Here is a 17,395-nt window from a genome sequence, read left to right on the forward strand (position 1 = left end):
TTATTTCGAACGTGGCCGGGTGACCGCCCCGCGCAGATACAGGGCGCGCGCCTCCAGTTCCCGCCGCTCGGAGGCGGACAGTCCATCCTGGCTCAAGCGGGTCGCCAGACTGTCGATCGCCCGGGTCTCGCGGCGGAACTGCCGTGCTTCAGCCCGCGATATCGTGCCGGCGTCGCGGGCATCGTCGATGCGGTCGCGGATATCGTTCATGTCACGCCAGGTGCCCGGACCCGTTTCGCGCCTGTCGATCGTCAGCGGATTGGGCCGGAACGCATCGGCCGATGATGGATGCCGGGCGACGATCTGCGCGGTCGCGGGGCTCGCGATCGCGGCGGCGGACAGGACGAGTGCTGGTAGTGCGAGTCCGCGCATCGGGGCTCCTCCGTCGTCAATCGGGCTATGATCGTGGAGCCAGGCTGAACGGGAGCCGAACCGCCATTGATCGGGCCGTTCCGCGATCAGAAGCGCCGGGCGATCCCGAAATAGAGCTCGGTGTCTGGGCTCGTGGCGTTCAGGCCGATATTGAGCCCGATATCGAACTGCAGATCCTTACTGGGCTGCCATCCTGCGGACAGGCCCGCCAGTGCCTCGGTGGTGTGGCCGGCGGGGTCGTCGTCCCGATGGATCGAGATTTCGGTGCTTGTGGAAAGGGCGTCGGTCAGCGAGAATTCGAGCCCGACGACGCTGCCATAGCCGAGATGCCGGCCCTTGCCGTCGCTGTCGACCGCTGCGTCGATCTCGGGCGACAGCGCCAGCGAAACGCCGCCCAGATCGAAGCTCATCGGAACGAGCAGGCCGGCACCCCAGTCGCCCGCGCCGATCGCTTTGCCGCCGCTGGGCAGCGTGGCATAGGGCATGGCGGCGATCGACACGCCCGAGCCATCCGGGTTGATGAAATTCCGGCGCAGCGCCAGCGTGACATCGCCTGTGCCGGAAGCATTGTCGATCGTGCCAGCCGCCATATCGCGGGTGCGGACACGGCCATAGCCGGTCCAGCCGATCTGCGCTTCCAGCGTGTCGTTCAGGCCGATCCGTATCAAGGCGTCGCCGGCAAGGATCGTGTCGGTCCGCATCGGGCCAGTCCTGTCGTGCGTCCAGTCGCCAAGGCCCAGTTCGACGACGACGCGCCCGGCATCGAGCGTGCAGGCGGGCGTGCCCAGCCCCGGCCGGTCCGGGCAAAGATCGCGCGGGCCGGCCGTCTCGGGCGGATCGGCCCATGCCGGCATCGAGATGCCGGACAGGAAAAGCGCGATGGCGAAGCGGCGCATGCGCAATGGCTCCACCTTTTGACGGGGGCGGTCAAATAAATCTTCCGTCATGAAGCGGCGAATGCAACCTTGCGGCCGGCTGGCCATTGGTTGGGCATGGCACGCAACCCATCCTGGATGACGCTCGCGATCGACGGCTGGATGCTGGGCGTGGAATCCTCGTCCGTCATCGGCCTGCGGATGATGACGTTGGCGCGGGGCGGCTCGACCGCCGCCGCCGAGGCTCAGCGGATGGTGGCGGAGAAGATGCGCGCGGCGATCGAACTTCACGCATTGGCGTTCACCGGTGCGCTGGGCAAGACGCCGAACGCCGCCGCCGCGAAGTCGATCGCGCATTATGGCAGGAAAGTCCGCGCCAATCGCCGCCGCCTCTCAAGACGCAGGTGAGGGCGATAGAGCCTCCCTGTCATTCCCGCATGCGCGGGAATGACAAGAGAGGGTGCTGGCCAAGCTTACGCCAATGTCATGAGGCTGGCATTGCCGCCCGCCGCCGTTGTGTTGATGGAAGTCGATACCTCTTCGACCAGCCAGTCGAGCGTATAGGCGTCCGCCTCGCCACATTGCGCGGGGGAGGCGGCCTGCACCAATATGATCGGGCCGGGGCGGGCGGCGATGTCGCGCGCTTCGGCGCGGATGCGGTCGGCGTCGCCTTCGATCAGCGCACCGGCGAGCGGTTCGTCCGGCTGGAGCGGGGATATGCGCGCCGATACGCTTGCCGGCGCGCCCGCAAGCAGCCCGGCAAGGCCCGCCTGGTCGTCGATCGCCACGCTGTTGCCCGTGGCGAGCACCGCCGCGACCTGCTGGTGGAGGCCCGCCGCCGATATCGGCCGGATCAGGATGCGGCCGCGCGGATGAAGGGCGTAGAGGTTGCGTTCGCCCACCGGCCCCGCCAGCTCCAGCTCGATGCCGAGCCCCGAATTCTCGCCATAGCGTCGCGCCTGTTCGGCCGCCGCCTGCTCTCCGTTCGCCGTCAGCCAGCCGGCATAGTCGAGCAGCGCGGCATCGGTATGCGCGGTGCCATGGCCCGGCGGCACCGGCACGGTCTTGACGAGACGGCCGAGATAGAGCGGTCCGCCCGCCTTGGGGCCGGTGCCCGAAAGACCACGCCCGCCAAAGGGCTGGACGCCGACGACCGCGCCGATGACGTTGCGGTTGATGTAGAGATTGCCTGCCCGGATCCGTGAGGTGACATGCGCGATCGTCTCGTCGAGCCGCGTGTGCAGGCCGAAGGTGAGGCCATAGCCGGTCGCGTTGATCGCATCGATCAGCGCATCGAGCCGTTCGCGCTGATACCGCACGACATGGAGGACGGGGCCGAACACCTCGCGCTTGAGCGCGCCGATATCGTCGAGCTCGATGATCGTCGGCGGCACGAAGGTGCCGTGCGCGGTCTCGGACGCGAGATCGAGCTGCGCGACCGGCCGGCCGGCGGCGCGCATCGCCGCGATATGCGCCTCGATCGTGTCCTTCGCCTCGGCGGTGATCACCGGGCCGATATCGACGCGCAACCGATCGGTGCGCCCGATGCTCAGTTCGTTGAGCGCGCCCTTGAGCATCGCCAGCGTGCGATCGGCGATTTCCTCCTGCAGGCACAGGATGCGCAGCGCCGAGCAGCGCTGGCCCGCGCTGTCGAAGGCGGAGGCGATCACGTCGGCCACCACCTGTTCGGCGAGCGCCGAGGAATCGACGATCATCGCATTCTGGCCGCCGGTCTCCGCGATCAGCGGAATCGGCTTGCCCGCCGGGGACAGGCGATCGGCAAGCTGGCCCTGGATCAGCCGCGCGACTTCGGTCGATCCGGTGAACATCACCGCCGATGTCTCCGGGGCCGCGACGAGGGCCGCGCCGATCCTGCCGTCGCCGGGGAGCAACTGCAGCGCGTCGGCGGGCACGCCCGCTTCATGCAGCAGGCGAACGCCTTCCGCCGCGATCAGCGGGGTTTCTTCAGCGGGCTTGGCGAGCACGGGGTTGCCTGCGACGAGCGCGGCGGCGATCTGGCCGGTGAAGATGGCGAGCGGGAAGTTCCAGGGGCTGATACAGACCACCGGGCCGAGCGGCGCATGGACGGGACCGAAGGTGCTGCGTGCCTGCGCGGCATAATAGCGCAGGAAATCCACGGCCTCTCGGACCTCGGCGATGGCGTTGGGCAGCGACTTGCCCGCTTCGCGCACGATCAGGCCGAGCAGGATCGGCATCCGCTGTTCGAACAGATCGGCCGCGCGCTCGAGGCAGGCGGCGCGTTCGGCGATGGGCGCCGCGATCCAGTTCGAACGCGACGCCTGTGTCGCGGCCGCGCGCGCGGCATCGGCCGATGCTTCGGTCACGATGCCGACCGTGTCGCGATGATCAGCGGGATTGAGCACGGGGCGGGCGGTGCCCTGGCGATCGGCCGGCGCGGATGTCCAATCGATCGCGGCGCTTTCGCGCAGCTTCTCGCCAAGCGCGGCGAGTGCGGTTTCGTCGCTCAGGTCGATGCCTGTCGAATTGCGCCGTGCGCCATAAAGGTCGGCGGGGAGCGAGATCTGGTCGTGCGGTGCACCGGGGATCGGCATGGCGCGGACGATCTCGACCGGATCGGCGACCAGGTCTTCGATCGATACCGCCGGATCGGCGATGCGGTTGACGAACGAGGAATTGGCGCCGTTTTCGAGCAGGCGGCGCACCAGATAGGCGAGCAGCGTCTCGTGCGTGCCGACCGGGGCATAGATGCGGCACGGCCGGTCCAGAGCGTCCGCGCCGACGACTTCCTCGTACAGTGGCTCGCCCATGCCGTGCAGGCACTGGAACTCGTAATCGCCCAAGGTGAAATCCGGCCCCGCCATCCGGTAGATGGTGGCGAGCGTCTGCGCATTATGCGTGGCGAATTGCGGGAATACCGCATCGGTCGCGCCGAGCAGCTTGCGCGCGCAGGCGACATAGGCGACGTCGGTGTGGATCTTGCGGGTATAGACAGGGAAGCCGGCGAGCCCGTCGACCTGGGCGCGCTTGATCTCCGCGTCCCAATAGGCGCCCTTGACCAGCCGCACCATCATCCGCCGGCCCGCGCGCCGCGACAGGTCGATGATGAAATCGAGCACGCAGGGGCAGCGCTTGCCATAGGCCTGGACGACGAAGCCCAGCCCGTTCCAGCCGGCGAGATCGGGATCGAACGCCAGACTTTCGAGTAGATCGAGCGAGAGTTCGAGCCGGTCGGCTTCCTCCGCATCGATATTGAAGCCGATGTCGTAGGAGCGCGACAGCGCGGCGAGCGCCTTCACCCTGGGCAACAGTTCGTCCATCACGCGTTCGGCCTGGGCGCGCGCATAGCGGGGATGGAGCGCGGACAGCTTGATCGAAATGCCGGGGCCGCCATAGATGCCGCGCCCCGCCGATGCCGCGCCGATCGCATGGATCGCGCTTTCATAGTCGCGATAGTAACGGTCGGCGTCGGCCGCGGTGGTCGCGGCTTCGCCGAGCATGTCGTAGGAATAGCCGAAGCCCTTGGCTTCCATCTCGCGTGAGCGGCGCAGCGCTTCCGCGATCGTCTCGCCGGTCACGAACTGTTCGCCCATCATCCGCATCGCCAGGTCGACGCCCCGGCGCACCACCGGCTCGCCGGCGCGTGCGACCAGCCGGGTGAGCGCGGCGCCGAGCCCGCGATCGTTGACGCTGTTGACCAGCTTGCCGGTGACGACAAGACCCCAGGTCGCTGCGTTGACGAACAGCGACCGTCCGCCGCCGAGATGCGATTTCCAGTCGCCATCGGCGATCTTGTCGCGAATGAGCGCATCGCGCGTCGCGCTGTCGGGGATGCGCAGCAAGGCTTCGGCCAGGCACATCAGCGCCACGCCTTCCTCGCTCGACAGCGAATATTCCTGCACCAGCCCTTCGACGCCCGTGCCCTTATGCTTGGCGCGCAGCGCGGTGATCAGGCGCCGGGCGGTTTCTCGCGCGGCGTTGCGGGTCTCCTCAGGCAATGTCGCGGCGGCCAGCAGCGGTGCGACGCAGTCGGGTTCCGGGCGACGATAGACGGCGGTGATCGCCTGGCGCAGCGCGTCCTGCCGCCGGATCGGCGGCGCGAAGCTGGAGAAGGACGGTTCTGCGGCTGCGGTCATGCGGAGGCTCCTGGAAATCCCGGTCCGATATAGAATGAAACCCGAAGTCCTTCAGACTTTTCATATGGTCATTTCAGGTGAAATAGACCATAATTTCCGAGAAAGTCAGGGAAATACAATGGATATATCCACAAATTTGGTCGATCTGGACGAGTTCGACCGCCGCATCCTGGCTGTGCTGGCGGATGATGGGCGGATGACCGTCACCGAACTGGCGAAGCGCGTCGGATTGTCGAAGACGCCCTGCATGGTCCGCTTCAAGCGCCTTGTCGACGCCCGCTACATCCTCGGCTTCCGCGCGATCATCGATCCGGTGAAGCTGGGCATGGATCATATCGCATTCGCCGAGGTGAAGCTGTCCGACACGCGCGAAAAGGCGTTGGAGGAATTCAACACCGCGGTGCGCAGGATTCCCGAAGTCGAGGAATGCCACATGATCGCGGGCAATTTCGACTATCTGCTGAAGGTGCGGACCTCCGATATCCGCAAATATCGCGCGGTGCTGGGCGAGAAGATCTCAAGCCTGCCGCACGTCGCCAACACCTCCACCTTCGTGGCGATGCAGACCGTCCGTGAGGCGGTGGCCTGATTTGACGCGTCGATGCCGGTTCGTGCATGGCGAAGCCGGCCCGACGACGGATGAGCCGGAGTTTCCCATGCATGTCTCCCACGACCCTTCGGCGCCTGTTGCCGAAACGATCTCCTTCGATGCCTTTCTGGCGGTCGATATCCGCGTCGGCACGATTGTCGAGGCCGAACCCTTTCCCGAAGCGCGCAAGCCGTCGATCAAGCTGGTGATCGATTTCGGTCCGACGATCGGCCGCCGCAAGTCGTCCGCGCAGATCACGCGCCATTACACCCCAGAAACGCTGATCGGTCGACAGGTCGCCGCCGTGGTCAATTTCCCGCCGCGCCAGATCGGCAAATTCATGTCCGAAGTCCTGACGCTCGGTTTTCCCGATGCCGATGGCGAGGTGGTGCTGGCGATGCCGGGCCTCGCGGTGCCTGACGGTGGGCGGCTGTTCTAGGGGCTGGACCCTAGAGCGCCGCCGCGATCGCGCGTTCGACCGGTGAGGGGCCGGACGGATCGAGCGTCCCGCTCGGTAGCAATGGCGGTTGCGCCAGGAAGCGCGGTCGAGCGCCGAGGTGCGGCTGGGCGGAATGGACCAGGAAAGGATGGCAGAGATAGACGCTGCCCGCTTCGCCGGTCGCCCATGTTTCCGCGCAGCCGCGACTTTCGTCGAAGCCGTTCGCGGCCAGTTCTCGCAGGGTAAGCCCGTCCTCGCCGGCTGGCGCCAGCATCCGCGCGATCGAACGATGCGATCCGATCCTGATCCGTGTCGGCGCATCGTTCTCACCGACATCCGAGAAGAGGAAAAGCATCAGCAGTGCACGGCCCCGCGACATGATATTCGCGCGCCAGGCCATGAAGTCGGGATCCTCATGGCCGAAACTCACATCGATATGCCATCCGGTATCGCCGGGGTCGGCCGGTGAAGGAAAGCGGACCGGAAACGTACCCATAGCGCGCGGCGGCAGCCATCGTCCCGCACCGGCCAGCCGATCATAGGCGGCATGAAGGATCGGGGTATTCGCAGCCTCGGCGAAGGGCGGCTGATGATACATGCCGAGCCGGATCACCGGGCGTGTCCAGCTCGCCGGATTGTCGGGATCGCAGCCGGTATCGCGCCAGAGGATCGCGCGCGCCTGGTCCGCCATCGAGCGGGGGAAGGCGCCGGAGATTTTCACAAAGCCGTCCCGGATGAAATCCGCGATCATGGAGTCTTCGCTCATCGTCATGGCTTAGCCGCGCCGACGGCACTTGGGAAAGAGCGTGGGCGACGGTCGCGCATCGGTCACGATAGGGCAGGCTGCACGGAAGCTGAAACGCGTAAGCCTGCTCCAGCTCTTTGTGACCGCATCGCTTGACGCGGAAAACCGGTTCCCACCTTTCCGCACGATGCTCTAAATTGAGCGCATGGGCCAGCGAGTCTCTCCTCTGGACGGCATCCACCCGCCACAGGCGCCGCTCGGTCGCGCGCTGCGGCGTTGGCGCGTGCTGCATCGCATCAAGCATTCGGATGCGGCGGAACGCTTCGGTGTGGCGCAATCGACGGTTTCGCGCTGGGAAGCGGGTGCGCAGGCGATGGAGCCGGCCGAACGCGCCAAGGTGGAGGCGGTGCTTGCCGCGCGGCTCGACGCCGGGGCCGACCGCGTGCTCGCCGGATTGGTGAGCGACAACCCGCGCGCCATGCACCTGATCTGCGATCTCAGCCACCGCCTGCTCGCTCTGTCTCCGGCGCGGGCGCGAGATTTCGGCTGTGGGCCCGACGCGATGATCGGCCGATCGCTCTGGCCTTTCATCACCGAGGAACTGGCGGCGATGGAGGCGCGGCTGCCCGCATTGGGCTGGCGCGAGCGTCCCGGCGTCGCGCCGGTAGAGATGGAAACCGGCGCGAACGAATCCGATGTCGTGCCGGTTCGCCCGAGCCTTTGCCGCTGGACGCGCTTCGTCCTGTCCGACGGCACCGCCGCGCGGCTGGTGGAGACACTGGGCGCATAACTTATGCGTTGCCGCGTTCGCGGGCGTGGCTAGACCGGGCGAATGACCACAACCCCCAGCCGCCATGTCGGCACATTCCTGCTGATCGTCAGTGGCACGGTCATCGGCATTGCCGGGACCGACCTGATCCTGCCGGCGGTTCCCGGACTGCCGGCGGCGCTGGGCGGGGATCTGCCGCGCGCCCAACTTGTGCTCGCCAGCTTCACTGCGGGTGCGGCAGCGGGGTTGCTCTTCTTCGGCGAACTCGGTGCCCGGTTCGATCAGCGCCGGTTGCTGGCGGTTTCGTTGCTCGCCTACGGATCGATTTCGTTGATTTGCAGCTTCAGCCCGTCATTGGACGCGTTGATCGCGCTGCGTTTCCTGCAAGGCGCCTCCGGCGCGGCGGCGGCCGTGTTCGCGCCGGGCCTGTTGCGGCTGCTGTATGGCGACGGGCGCGCTGTGGGCGCGCTCGGGCTGCTCGGCAGTATCGAATCGCTGGTGCCCGCCCTGGCGCCGCTGGTGGGGCTGTGGTTGCTCGGCCTTTGGGGCTGGCGCGCGAGCTTCGACGTGCTCGCGGCGCTCGGTTTCGCGCTGGCGGCGATCACCCTCTTGCGCCATCACCATCTGCCGAGGCCCGCGGCAAGCCGGAACGGCGGGGGCTATCTGCGTCTGCTGAGCGATCCCGTCTTCATGCGCTATGCGCTCAGCCATGCCTGCACGCTGGGCGCGCTGCTCGTCTTCGTGTTCGGCGCGCCCACCGTCTTCACGGTCGTGATGGGGGGCGGTATCGCCGACTTCATCACGATGCAGATGAGCGGTATCGCCTGTTTCGTCGTCGCATCCAACCTGGCCGGTACCTGCGCCCGCCGGTTCGGCGCGGAGCCGATGATCCTGCTCGGCAACGTGATCTCGGCGGCGGGCGGTGTCGCGATGCTCGGCTATGCGCTGGCGGGCGGTACGGATCCGCTGGGCGTCACCGCGATTTTCCTGCTGTTCAATATCGGCCTGGGGCTGCGCGGGCCGCCCGGTTTCCACCGCGCGGTGGTGGCGTCAAGGGGGGACGATGCGCGCGGCGCCGCATTGGTGATCGTGGCGATCCTGCTCGTCACCTCGCTGGGCACCGCCAGTGTCGCGCCCTTTATCGAGCGTGGACTTGTGCCGCTGTCCGCCGGGGCGGCGCTGATCGCGGTCTCGGGCGTCCTGCTGCTGTTGTTGCTGCCGCCGCTGAAGCACGAGTCCTGAACGGGACGTCTCGGTTCCTTCGCCAAATCGTCACCATGCCGTCACGACGCGCGTCTAGAGCGCTTCCGCAATGAGCGGAAACGCTCTTGTCTTTCGTGGTCGCATTTTCCGAGCCGTCGACCGTGAACGGTCAACTCGAAAATGCTCCAAGCGCACCGAAACCGGGCAGGGGACGCATCATGGCGAGCGCCGCAATCACCGACACGAAACCGGGATCGAACCATCGCGTGCGCGATGCGGTCCTGCAGCATGGCCAGCTCTCGAAGCAGGGCCTGCTCGAACGCGCCTTCACCTTCGCTTTTCGCGGGCTGGTCTATGCGCAGATCTGGGAAGATCCCGTCGTCGATCTGGAGGCGCTCCAGCTCGGGCCGGACACGCATCTGGTGACGATCGCGAGCGGCGGCTGCAACGTGTTGTCCTATCTCACCGCCAATCCGGCGCGGATCACCGCCGTCGACCTCAACACCGCGCATATCGCGCTCAACCGCTTGAAGCTGGCGGCGGCGCGGCGGTTGCCCGATCATGAGAGCTTCTATCGCTTTTTCGGCGATGCCGACCGGCGCGAGAATGTGACCGCCTACACCCAGCATGTCGCGCCGCATCTCGACGAAACGTCGCGCCGTTATTGGGAAGGGCGCGACATGATCGGGCGCCGCCGGATCGGCGGCTTCGCGCGCAATTTCTACCGCCGGGGGCTGCTCGGCAATTTCATCGACGTCGCGCACCTGCTCGCCAGATTCTATGGCGTCGATCCACGGCAATTGCTTCAGGCCGGCTCCATCGAGGAACAGCGCGTGATCTTCGACGCGCATTTCGCGCCGGTGTTCGACCGGCGGTTCATCCGCTGGCTGACGAGCAATCCCGCGTCCCTGTTCGGCCTGGGCATCCCGCCCGCGCAATATGAAGTGCTCGCCGGCGGCAAGGACATGGCGCTGGTGCTGCGCGAGCGGCTCGAGAAGCTCGCATGCGACTTCGATATCGGCTCCAACTATTTCGCCTGGCAGGCGTTCGGCAAAGGCTATGGCAAGGCGCCGGGCGCTTCCGTGCCCCCCTATCTGGAGGCCGCCAATTACGAAGCGGTGGTGTCGCGCGTCGACCGGGTCGATGTACGCCACGCCAATTTCGTCGATTTCCTGCGTGAGAATGGCGATGCCAGCCTCGATCGCTATGTCCTGCTCGATGCACAGGACTGGATGACGGACGCGCAGCTCACCACCTTGTGGAGCGAAATCACGCGTACTGCAAAGCCCGGTTCGCGCGTGCTCTTCCGGACGGCCGCCGAACCGACGCTGCTGCCGGGCCGCGTGCCCGACGCGATCCTGAACCGCTGGCAATATGAAGAGGCCGCGTCGCGCGATTTCACCCGGCGCGATCGTTCGTCGATTTATGGCGGCGTGCATCTCTATGTGCTGAAGGGTGCCGCCTGATGGGGCCAGTCGCGGCGTCCACCGCGGATCATATGGATGCGATCTACCGGACCCAGCGCCATATCTACGACCTGACCCGTAAATATTATCTGCTGGGGCGCGACCGGCTGATCGCCGGCTTGCGCCCGCCGCCCAAGGGCGCGGTGCTGGAGGTCGGCTGCGGCACCGGGCGCAATCTGGTCTCGGCGGCGCGGGCCTGGCCGCAGGCGCGGCTGCATGGATTCGATATCTCGCGCGCGATGCTCGAAACCGCCACCGTCGCGGTCCGTCGCGCGGGATTGGCGCACCGGGTCAGGCTGGCGCAGGGTGATGCGACGGGGTTCGATCCCCGGGCGATGTTCGGCCGCAAGGATTTCGATCGCATCTTCTTTTCTTACACGCTGTCGATGATTCCGGGCTGGCGTGAAGCGATCTCGGCGTCGATCGACGTGCTCGCGCCCGGTGGGGCGATCCACATCGTCGATTTCGGGCAGCAGGAGCGGTTGCCGCGTTGGTGGCGGGCGATGCTGTTCGCCTGGCTTGGCCGCTTTTCGGTGCGCCCACGCGCCGATCTTCGCTCGATCCTGGCGATGCTTGCCGAGGATCATGGGCTGACGCTCGATTTCAAGCCGCTCTATCGCGGCTATGCCTGGAGCGCGGTGCTAAGACGGCCAAAGGCTCGATAGAAGCCTGATTCACGCTTTTGGTGGAAACGCAAAGCGCTTCCACCTCGAACGATCAGGCTCCAAACGGCGGCAACTCGGCACAGGACGCGATCAGCCATTCACGGAACGCGCGCATCGCCTCGCTCGGCTTTCTCGTTTTGAGGCGCGTCAGCCAATAGGCGCCGGTCTCGATCTCGTGCGCGAAGGGACGCACCAGCCGGCCCTGATCCAGCGCATGTTCGAACATGCGCGCCGGCAGCAATGCGACGCCGCTGCCGGCGGCCGCCGCGGCAGCGGTGGTGACCGATGAATCGAACATCGGGCCATGAAGCGGCGGGCAGGGGGTGCGCTGGGTTTCGAACCAGAGTGGCCATTCGTCGGGCCGATAGGATCGCAGCAGCAATTCCCCGGCCAGATCGCCCGGTTGCGATAGGCGCTGCGCGATGCCGGGCGCGCACATCGGCGTCAGCGGCGCTGTCATCAGCCGGTCGGCATCCGCCCCGCGCCACGCGCCGTCGCCGAAGCGGATCGCATAGTCGAGCCCTTCTCCGGCCAGATCGACACGGTTGTTGTTGGTGAGCATGCGCAGGTCGACAAAGGGATGGGCGGCGGCGAAGTCGGGCAGGCGTGGCAGCAGCCAGCCGGTGGCGAAGGTGCCGACCACGCCCAGCGTCAGCACTTCGCGCATGCGCCCGCCGGCATAGCGATCGAGCACGGCCGAGATCCGGTCGAAGCTTTCGGCTAGGACGGGCACGAGCGCCGCGCCCTCGTCGGTCAGCGCCAGGCCGCGCGGAAGGCGGCGGAACAGGGGTACCCCGAGCCGCTGCTCGAGCGCGTTGACCTGATGGCTCACCGCTGCCTGGCTCACGCAGAGTTCAAGCCCCGCGCGCGTCAAGCTCAGATGTCTGGCCGCTGCCTCGAAGGCGCGCAGCGCGTTGAGCGGCAATTGCGGACGATCCATCTATCACCCCAGAAAAACTTATGGCTCTTTCGAGATATGATCGATTGTCGCTTTGTCTCCAATCCATAATTTCGGCGGATATGAAGGGAGATCGGCGTATGTTCGGACGACGCGATATATTGATTGGATTTGGAGCGGCGGCGGCCGGAGCGGCGTTGGCGCCACAACTGGCGCGCGCCGCCGGGCGCGATCCGTGGCGGAGCGATGCGCTGCTGGCGAAGATCCGGCGGATCGAAGCTGGCGTCGGCGGGCGGCTGGGCGTCTCGATGCTCGATACGGGCAATGGCCATCGCTTCGCGTGGCGCGGCGGCGAGCGCTTCCCGATGTGCAGCACCTTCAAATTCCTGCTCGCGGCGGCGGTGCTTCGCCGGGTGGAGCAGGGCAGGGAACGGCTCGACCGCGCGGTGCCGATCGCGAAGAGCGATTTCGTGCCCAATTCTCCGGCCGTGGAGAAGCATTTCGGCGGCACGCTGACCGTTGCCGAACTGTGCAAGGCGACGGTGACGCTCAGCGACAATGCCGCCGCCAATCTGCTGTTGCCTGTGGTCGATGGCATCGCGGGGTTCAATGCGTTCGTGCGCAGCCTGGGCGATGCGGCCACGCGGCTCGATCGTATCGAGCCGATGATGAGCGAGGCCATTCCAGGCGATCCGCGTGACACCACCACGCCGGATGCGATGCTGCGATCGATGCGCGCCGTGCTGATCGGCAATGCGCTGAAACCCGTATCGCGCGCGCAGGTGACGCAATGGCTGATCGAGAACGAGACGGGCGGCAAGCGGCTGCGTGCCGGGCTGCCGGCGGACTGGCGCGTCGGCGACAAGACCGGCACCAGCGGCAATGGTGTCGTCGGTGATATCGGGATCCTGTGGCCGCCCGCGCGCAAGCCGATCCTGGTGACGTCCTATCTGGCGGAGAGCCCGGCGGATCAGACGGCGCGGCAAGGCGCGCTCGCGGACGTCGCGCGCGCTCTGGTTCGGCATTTGTAGGAATTCAGTGCCCACCAACACCTCATTCCGGCTTTGGCCGGAATGAGGGGGGATCGCTTCCTCGGCCTAAGCCGCCTTGCGCATTTCCAGCCGGTCCCAGATCTCGACCAGCGCCTGGGTCAGCTCGCGCATCATCGCTTCGTCATGCGCGGGGCCGGGGGTGAAGCGCAGCCGTTCAGTGCCGCGCGGCACCGTCGGATAATTGATCGGCTGCACATAGACGCCATATTCGGCGAGCAGGATGTCGCTGATCTTCTTGGCGCGGACCGGATCGCCCACCATCAGCGGCACGATATGCGTGGTCGACGCCATCACCGGCAGGCCGGCCTGGGCGAACATGTCCTTCAGCCGCGCGGCGGCCGCCTGCTGGCCGTCGCGTTCGACGCTCGATGATTTGAGGTGGCGCACCGCCGCAAGCACGCCGGCGACGAGCACGGGCGAAAGCGATGTGGTGAAGATGAAGCCGGGCGCATAGCTGCGGATCACGTCGACGATCATCTTGTCGGCGGCGATATAGCCGCCCATCACGCCGAACGCCTTGCCCAGCGTGCCTTCGATGATCGTGATCCGCTGCGCGGCCTCGTCGCGCTCGGAGATGCCGCCGCCGCGCGGGCCGTACATGCCGACGGCATGGACTTCGTCGAGATAGGTCAGCGCGTTGTATTTGTCGGCCAGGTCGCAGATCGCGTGGAGCGGAGCGACGTCGCCGTCCATCGAATAGACGCTCTCGAACGCGATCAGCTTCGGCGTGTCAGCATCCTCGGCCGCGAGCAGCTCTTCCAGATGCGCAAGGTCGTTGTGACGGAAGACGCGCTTCTCGCAGCCCGAATTGCGGATGCCCGCGATCATCGAGGCGTGGTTGAGTTCGTCGGAGAAGATCACGCAGCCGGGCAGGATCTTGCCGAGCGTGGCGAGCGTCGCCTCGTTCGAGACATAGCCCGAGGTGAAGAGCAGCGCGCCTTCCTTGCCGTGAAGGTCCGCCAGCTCATTCTCGAGATCGACATGGTAATGGGTGTTGCCGCCGATATTGCGCGTGCCGCCCGATCCGGCGCCGACGTCGTGGAGCGCTTCCTCCATCGCCGCGATCACCTTGGGATGCTGGCCCATGGCGAGATAGTCGTTCGAGCACCAGACGGTGATCGGCTTCGGCCCGTTATGGCCGGCGAAGCAGCGCGCATTGGGGAACATGCCCTTGTTGCGCAGGATATCGATGAACACGCGATAGCGCCCTTCGGCATGCAGCCGATCGATCGCCTGGGTAAAAACGCGCTGGTAATCCAATGTCCCGGCCCCTCAGCCAATGATGACGCTGCGCCCGCCTCTTGGCTTGGCCTTTAGCGTCGCGATGCGTCTATGGCCAGCGAGAACGGCTCGCAACATACGCAATTGTCCGGGGCAAATTGTCCCACCCTAAAGCGTTTCGATGCGAACGAGCCCGTATCGCGCCAGTGCCGGGGCGAGCGCGGCATTGGCGGAATCCGCCGCCGTGAAGACCATCACGCCGTCGCAGGCCGTTTCCGGCCAGTCCTGACCGGCGGTCAGATGTGCGATCCGCCGCGCGATCCCCGCGCCGCCATCGACAAAGGCGATCGGATGGGGCGCGGCGGCCGCCAATTCCTGCTCGACCAGTGGAAAATGGGTGCAGGCAAGCACGATCGTGTCGATCGCATCGCCGCCCGCCTGCCCGGTCAGCCCGGCGATCGCGCGTTCGAAAATGGCCGGATCGGGCACGCCGCCACGCAGTTTCGTCTCGGCGGCGGTGACCAGTTCGGCCGAACCGTGGCGAAACACCGCGCAGTCCGCCGCGAACTCGGCGGCAAGCCGGTCGACATAGGGCTGGCGGATCGTCGCATCGGTGCCCAGCACGCCGATAGCGCGGGTTCGCGACACCAGCGCCGCCGGCTTGATCGCGGGGACCGTGCCGACGATCGGCACCTCCAGCGCCGAACGGACATGCGCCAGCGCGATCGTGGAGGCGGTGTTGCAGGCGATGACGATCAATCGGGGGCGATAGCGCTCGGCCAGTCGCCCGAGCAGCGCGGGCACGCGCGCCGCGATTTCCGCTTCGCCACGGGTGCCATAGGGAAAACCGCCATTGTCCGCGACATAGACGAAGGGGGCCCGCGGAAGCAGTTCGCGCGCCGGCGCCAGCACTGAAAGCCCGCCCACGCCGGAATCGAAGAACAGGATCGGTCGCATGTCGGTCATGCGTGCTCCCTAAAGCCTGGGTGACCGGCGGGGAAGCGTTGGCCAAGAAATCGGTTCGGAATGGATCGATCTGTTGATCGGCTTTATTGCGGCCATGCCACAAACCACTATGTTGGCCGCGAAAGGGGTGGGATTTGGACACCAGCATCTGGATCGGACCCGCGGCGGCGCTGCTGCTCGGCTATCTCCTGGGATCGATTCCCTTCGGCCTGATCCTCACCCGGATCGCCGGGGCGGGCGATCTGCGCGCCATCGGATCGGGCAATATCGGGGCCACCAACGTGCTTCGCACCGGCCGTAAATGGCTGGCGGCGCTGACGCTGGTCCTCGATATGGCGAAAGGCACGGCCGCAGTGCTGATCGCCGCCGCGATCGGCCCGGATCTGGCGCCCCTGGCGGCGGTCGGCGCGTTTCTGGGCCATGTCTATCCCGTCTGGCTGCGCTTTCGCGGCGGCAAGGGAGTCGCGACCCTGTTCGGCATCGCGCTCGCCTTCAGCATCCTGACCGGCAGCCCATTTTACGCGCTGGTCTTCGCCGCGGTCTGGATCGGGACGATCCTGGTCACGCGGATCTCGTCGCTCGGCGGCATGTCGGCCGCGATCCTGCTGCCGGTGACGGCGGCGGTGCTCGGCCGGTTCGATCTGGTCGTGCTGTTCCTTGCGCTCACGCTGATCCTGCTGTGGAAGCATCGCGGCAATGTCGAGCGCTTGATGGCGGGAACCGAACCGAGGATCGGGCGCGCCTGACATGAGGGGCGATGGGGCGGCCGATGGCGCGGATCGCGCCGATGACCGGCTGGCGCGCCTGCGGCTGATCCGCTCCGCACAGATCGGGCCTGTCACCTATCGCCAGCTGATCGCCCGGTTCGGCAGTGTGCGGGCCGCGCTCGACGCCTTGCCCGGCCTGGCCGCCCGTGGCGGCGGTCGCGCCCCGCGCATCGCCGGCATGGCGGAGATCGAACAGGAACTGCGCGCGGTCGAGCGGCTGGGCGCCCGCCACCTGTTTCTGGGGGACGCGGGCTATCCTTCACTGCTCGGGCATATCGAGACCGCGCCGCCCGTCCTGATCGTGCGCGGCGATCCCGGTCTGGTGGCGCGCCGGACGGTGGCGATCGTCGGCGCGCGCAACGCTTCGGCGGCCGCCTGCCGTTTCGCGCGTCAGCTTGCCCAGTCGCTGGGCGAGGCGGGGATATTGGTCGTCTCCGGGCTGGCGCGGGGTATCGATACGGCGGCGCATCAGGGATCGATCCGATCGGGTACGGCGGCGGTGATCGCCAGCGGCATCGACATCGCCTTTCCGCCGGAAAATGCGGGATTGCAGGAGGAGATCGCGCAGCATGGCCTGCTGATCGCCGAGCAGCCACCGGGCCGCGAACCGCTGGCGCGCCATTTCCCGTCGCGCAACCGGATCATCGCCGGCATGGCGCTGGGCACGGTGGTGGTGGAGGCGGCGCCGCGTTCCGGCTCGTTGATCACCGCGCGGCTCGCCAACGAAGCCGGGCGTGAAGTGATGGCGGTGCCCGGATCACCGCTCGATCCCCGTGCGCAGGGTTGCAACGGGCTGATCCGCGAAGGCGCCACGCTGATCCAGTCGGCCGCCGATGTGATCGAGGCGATCACGCCGATCGGGAGCGTGCGGCTGGCGCAGGCGACGGAGGCCTACGCGCCGCAGCCGACCGGCATCGACGTGGATGAGCGGGAAAGGAACCGGATCGTCGCGTTGCTGGGGCACGCCCCGGTGCCGGTGGACGAGATCATCCGGCAGGCCGGTATCCCGTCCTCGGCCGTGCAGACGGTGCTGCTCGAACTGGAACTGGCCGGGCGGATCGAGCGTCACGCCGGCGGCAAGGTCAGCCTGGGCGGCTGATACCGGGATGCGTTGAGTCCGACTCATCGCATCCCGGTCAAGCCCGCGCGGCGCTTGGGCGTTCCCGGGTGCGGATGCGTCAGCATCCCCGCATCCTGGTATGAGCGCCGCCTTTTCGTCGAGCAGGATCGCGAAGGCTTTGAATTGCGGTTGA

The 17,395-nt window shown here is 66.9% G+C and carries 17 protein-coding genes; 10 read left to right on the forward strand and 7 right to left on the reverse strand.

The genetic code is table 11. From position 1 onward, the window contains the following. Window positions 1-372 carry a hypothetical protein gene (locus tag K7G82_RS11050; protein WP_222989884.1) on the reverse strand — a complete coding sequence of 124 codons (372 nt, stop codon included), beginning with the start codon at window positions 370-372 and terminating at the stop codon, window positions 1-3. 86 nt (window positions 373-458) lie between these two features. Then, window positions 459-1,268 (reverse strand): transporter, encoded by an 810-nt coding sequence (locus K7G82_RS11055; RefSeq protein WP_222989885.1) that lies wholly within the window; start codon window positions 1,266-1,268, stop codon window positions 459-461. Between the two features lie 96 nt (window positions 1,269-1,364). On the opposite strand from K7G82_RS11055, the gene K7G82_RS11060 reads away from it, so the two are divergent. After that, a complete protein-coding gene (locus K7G82_RS11060; RefSeq protein ID WP_222989886.1) occupies window positions 1,365-1,655 on the forward strand; it encodes a hypothetical protein in 291 nt (96 codons plus the stop codon). 65 nt (window positions 1,656-1,720) lie between these two features. On the opposite strand, the gene putA is transcribed toward K7G82_RS11060, so the two are convergent. Continuing rightward, window positions 1,721-5,362 (reverse strand): trifunctional transcriptional regulator/proline dehydrogenase/L-glutamate gamma-semialdehyde dehydrogenase, encoded by a 3,642-nt coding sequence (putA, locus tag K7G82_RS11065; RefSeq protein ID WP_222989887.1) that lies wholly within the window; start codon window positions 5,360-5,362, stop codon window positions 1,721-1,723. A 118-nt stretch (window positions 5,363-5,480) separates the two neighbouring features. Between putA and K7G82_RS11070 the strand changes: the two genes are divergently transcribed. Both K7G82_RS11070 and K7G82_RS11075 read left to right on the forward strand, forming a co-directional pair. Next, window positions 5,481-5,951, forward strand: a complete 471-nt coding sequence (locus tag K7G82_RS11070; protein WP_222989888.1) for an Lrp/AsnC family transcriptional regulator — start codon at window positions 5,481-5,483, stop codon at window positions 5,949-5,951. Between the two features lie 67 nt (window positions 5,952-6,018). Continuing rightward, complete coding sequence (locus K7G82_RS11075; RefSeq protein ID WP_222989889.1) at window positions 6,019-6,390, forward strand: tRNA-binding protein; 372 nt, start codon at window positions 6,019-6,021, stop codon at window positions 6,388-6,390. Window positions 6,391-6,400: 10 nt separating this feature from the next. On the opposite strand, the gene K7G82_RS11080 is transcribed toward K7G82_RS11075, so the two are convergent. Continuing rightward, window positions 6,401-7,156, reverse strand: coding sequence for a phytanoyl-CoA dioxygenase family protein (locus K7G82_RS11080; RefSeq protein ID WP_246623407.1), 756 nt, complete (start codon window positions 7,154-7,156; stop codon window positions 6,401-6,403). A gap of 184 nt (window positions 7,157-7,340) precedes the next feature. Here K7G82_RS11080 and K7G82_RS11085 point away from each other — a divergent pair, with 184 nt between their 5' ends. The 4 genes from K7G82_RS11085 (at window position 7,341) to K7G82_RS11100 (ending at window position 11,238) form a co-directional block, all read left to right on the forward strand. Continuing rightward, window positions 7,341-7,925: a helix-turn-helix domain-containing protein gene (locus K7G82_RS11085; RefSeq protein ID WP_222989891.1), complete on the forward strand. Its 585-nt coding sequence runs from the start codon at window positions 7,341-7,343 to the stop codon at window positions 7,923-7,925. A 42-nt stretch (window positions 7,926-7,967) separates the two neighbouring features. Then, entirely contained in the window at window positions 7,968-9,146 is a 1,179-nt protein-coding gene (locus K7G82_RS11090) for an MFS transporter (RefSeq protein ID WP_222989892.1), read from the forward strand. Window positions 9,147-9,325: 179 nt separating this feature from the next. Beyond that, window positions 9,326-10,573: a BtaA family protein gene (locus K7G82_RS11095; RefSeq protein ID WP_222989893.1), complete on the forward strand. Its 1,248-nt coding sequence runs from the start codon at window positions 9,326-9,328 to the stop codon at window positions 10,571-10,573. After that, window positions 10,573-11,238: a class I SAM-dependent methyltransferase gene (locus tag K7G82_RS11100; RefSeq protein ID WP_246623408.1), complete on the forward strand. Its 666-nt coding sequence runs from the start codon at window positions 10,573-10,575 to the stop codon at window positions 11,236-11,238. The genes K7G82_RS11095 and K7G82_RS11100 overlap by 1 nt, the downstream gene beginning before the upstream one ends. Before the next feature lie 52 nt (window positions 11,239-11,290). Here K7G82_RS11100 and K7G82_RS11105 read toward each other — a convergent pair whose 3' ends face one another. After that, window positions 11,291-12,178 carry a LysR family transcriptional regulator gene (locus tag K7G82_RS11105; RefSeq protein WP_222989894.1) on the reverse strand — a complete coding sequence of 296 codons (888 nt, stop codon included), beginning with the start codon at window positions 12,176-12,178 and terminating at the stop codon, window positions 11,291-11,293. A gap of 155 nt (window positions 12,179-12,333) precedes the next feature. On the opposite strand from K7G82_RS11105, the gene bla reads away from it, so the two are divergent. Continuing rightward, a complete protein-coding gene (bla, locus tag K7G82_RS11110; RefSeq protein WP_222989895.1) occupies window positions 12,334-13,167 on the forward strand; it encodes a class A beta-lactamase in 834 nt (277 codons plus the stop codon). Between the two features lie 66 nt (window positions 13,168-13,233). On the opposite strand, the gene hemA is transcribed toward bla, so the two are convergent. Both hemA and murI read right to left on the reverse strand, forming a co-directional pair. Further along, window positions 13,234-14,448 carry a 5-aminolevulinate synthase gene (gene hemA, locus K7G82_RS11115; RefSeq protein ID WP_222989896.1) on the reverse strand — a complete coding sequence of 405 codons (1,215 nt, stop codon included), beginning with the start codon at window positions 14,446-14,448 and terminating at the stop codon, window positions 13,234-13,236. 129 nt (window positions 14,449-14,577) lie between these two features. Next, window positions 14,578-15,375 carry a glutamate racemase gene (murI, locus tag K7G82_RS11120; RefSeq protein WP_222989897.1) on the reverse strand — a complete coding sequence of 266 codons (798 nt, stop codon included), beginning with the start codon at window positions 15,373-15,375 and terminating at the stop codon, window positions 14,578-14,580. 134 nt (window positions 15,376-15,509) lie between these two features. Between murI and plsY the strand changes: the two genes are divergently transcribed. Beyond that, a complete protein-coding gene (gene plsY / locus K7G82_RS11125; protein WP_246623409.1) occupies window positions 15,510-16,121 on the forward strand; it encodes a glycerol-3-phosphate 1-O-acyltransferase PlsY in 612 nt (203 codons plus the stop codon). Window position 16,122: 1 nt separating this feature from the next. Beyond that, window positions 16,123-17,241 carry a DNA-processing protein DprA gene (gene dprA / locus K7G82_RS11130; RefSeq protein WP_222989898.1) on the forward strand — a complete coding sequence of 373 codons (1,119 nt, stop codon included), beginning with the start codon at window positions 16,123-16,125 and terminating at the stop codon, window positions 17,239-17,241. The last annotated feature ends 154 nt before the right edge of the window (window positions 17,242-17,395 follow it).

The organism is Sphingomonas colocasiae (assembly GCF_019880585.1).
Lineage (GTDB): Bacteria > Pseudomonadota > Alphaproteobacteria > Sphingomonadales > Sphingomonadaceae > Sphingobium_A > Sphingobium_A colocasiae.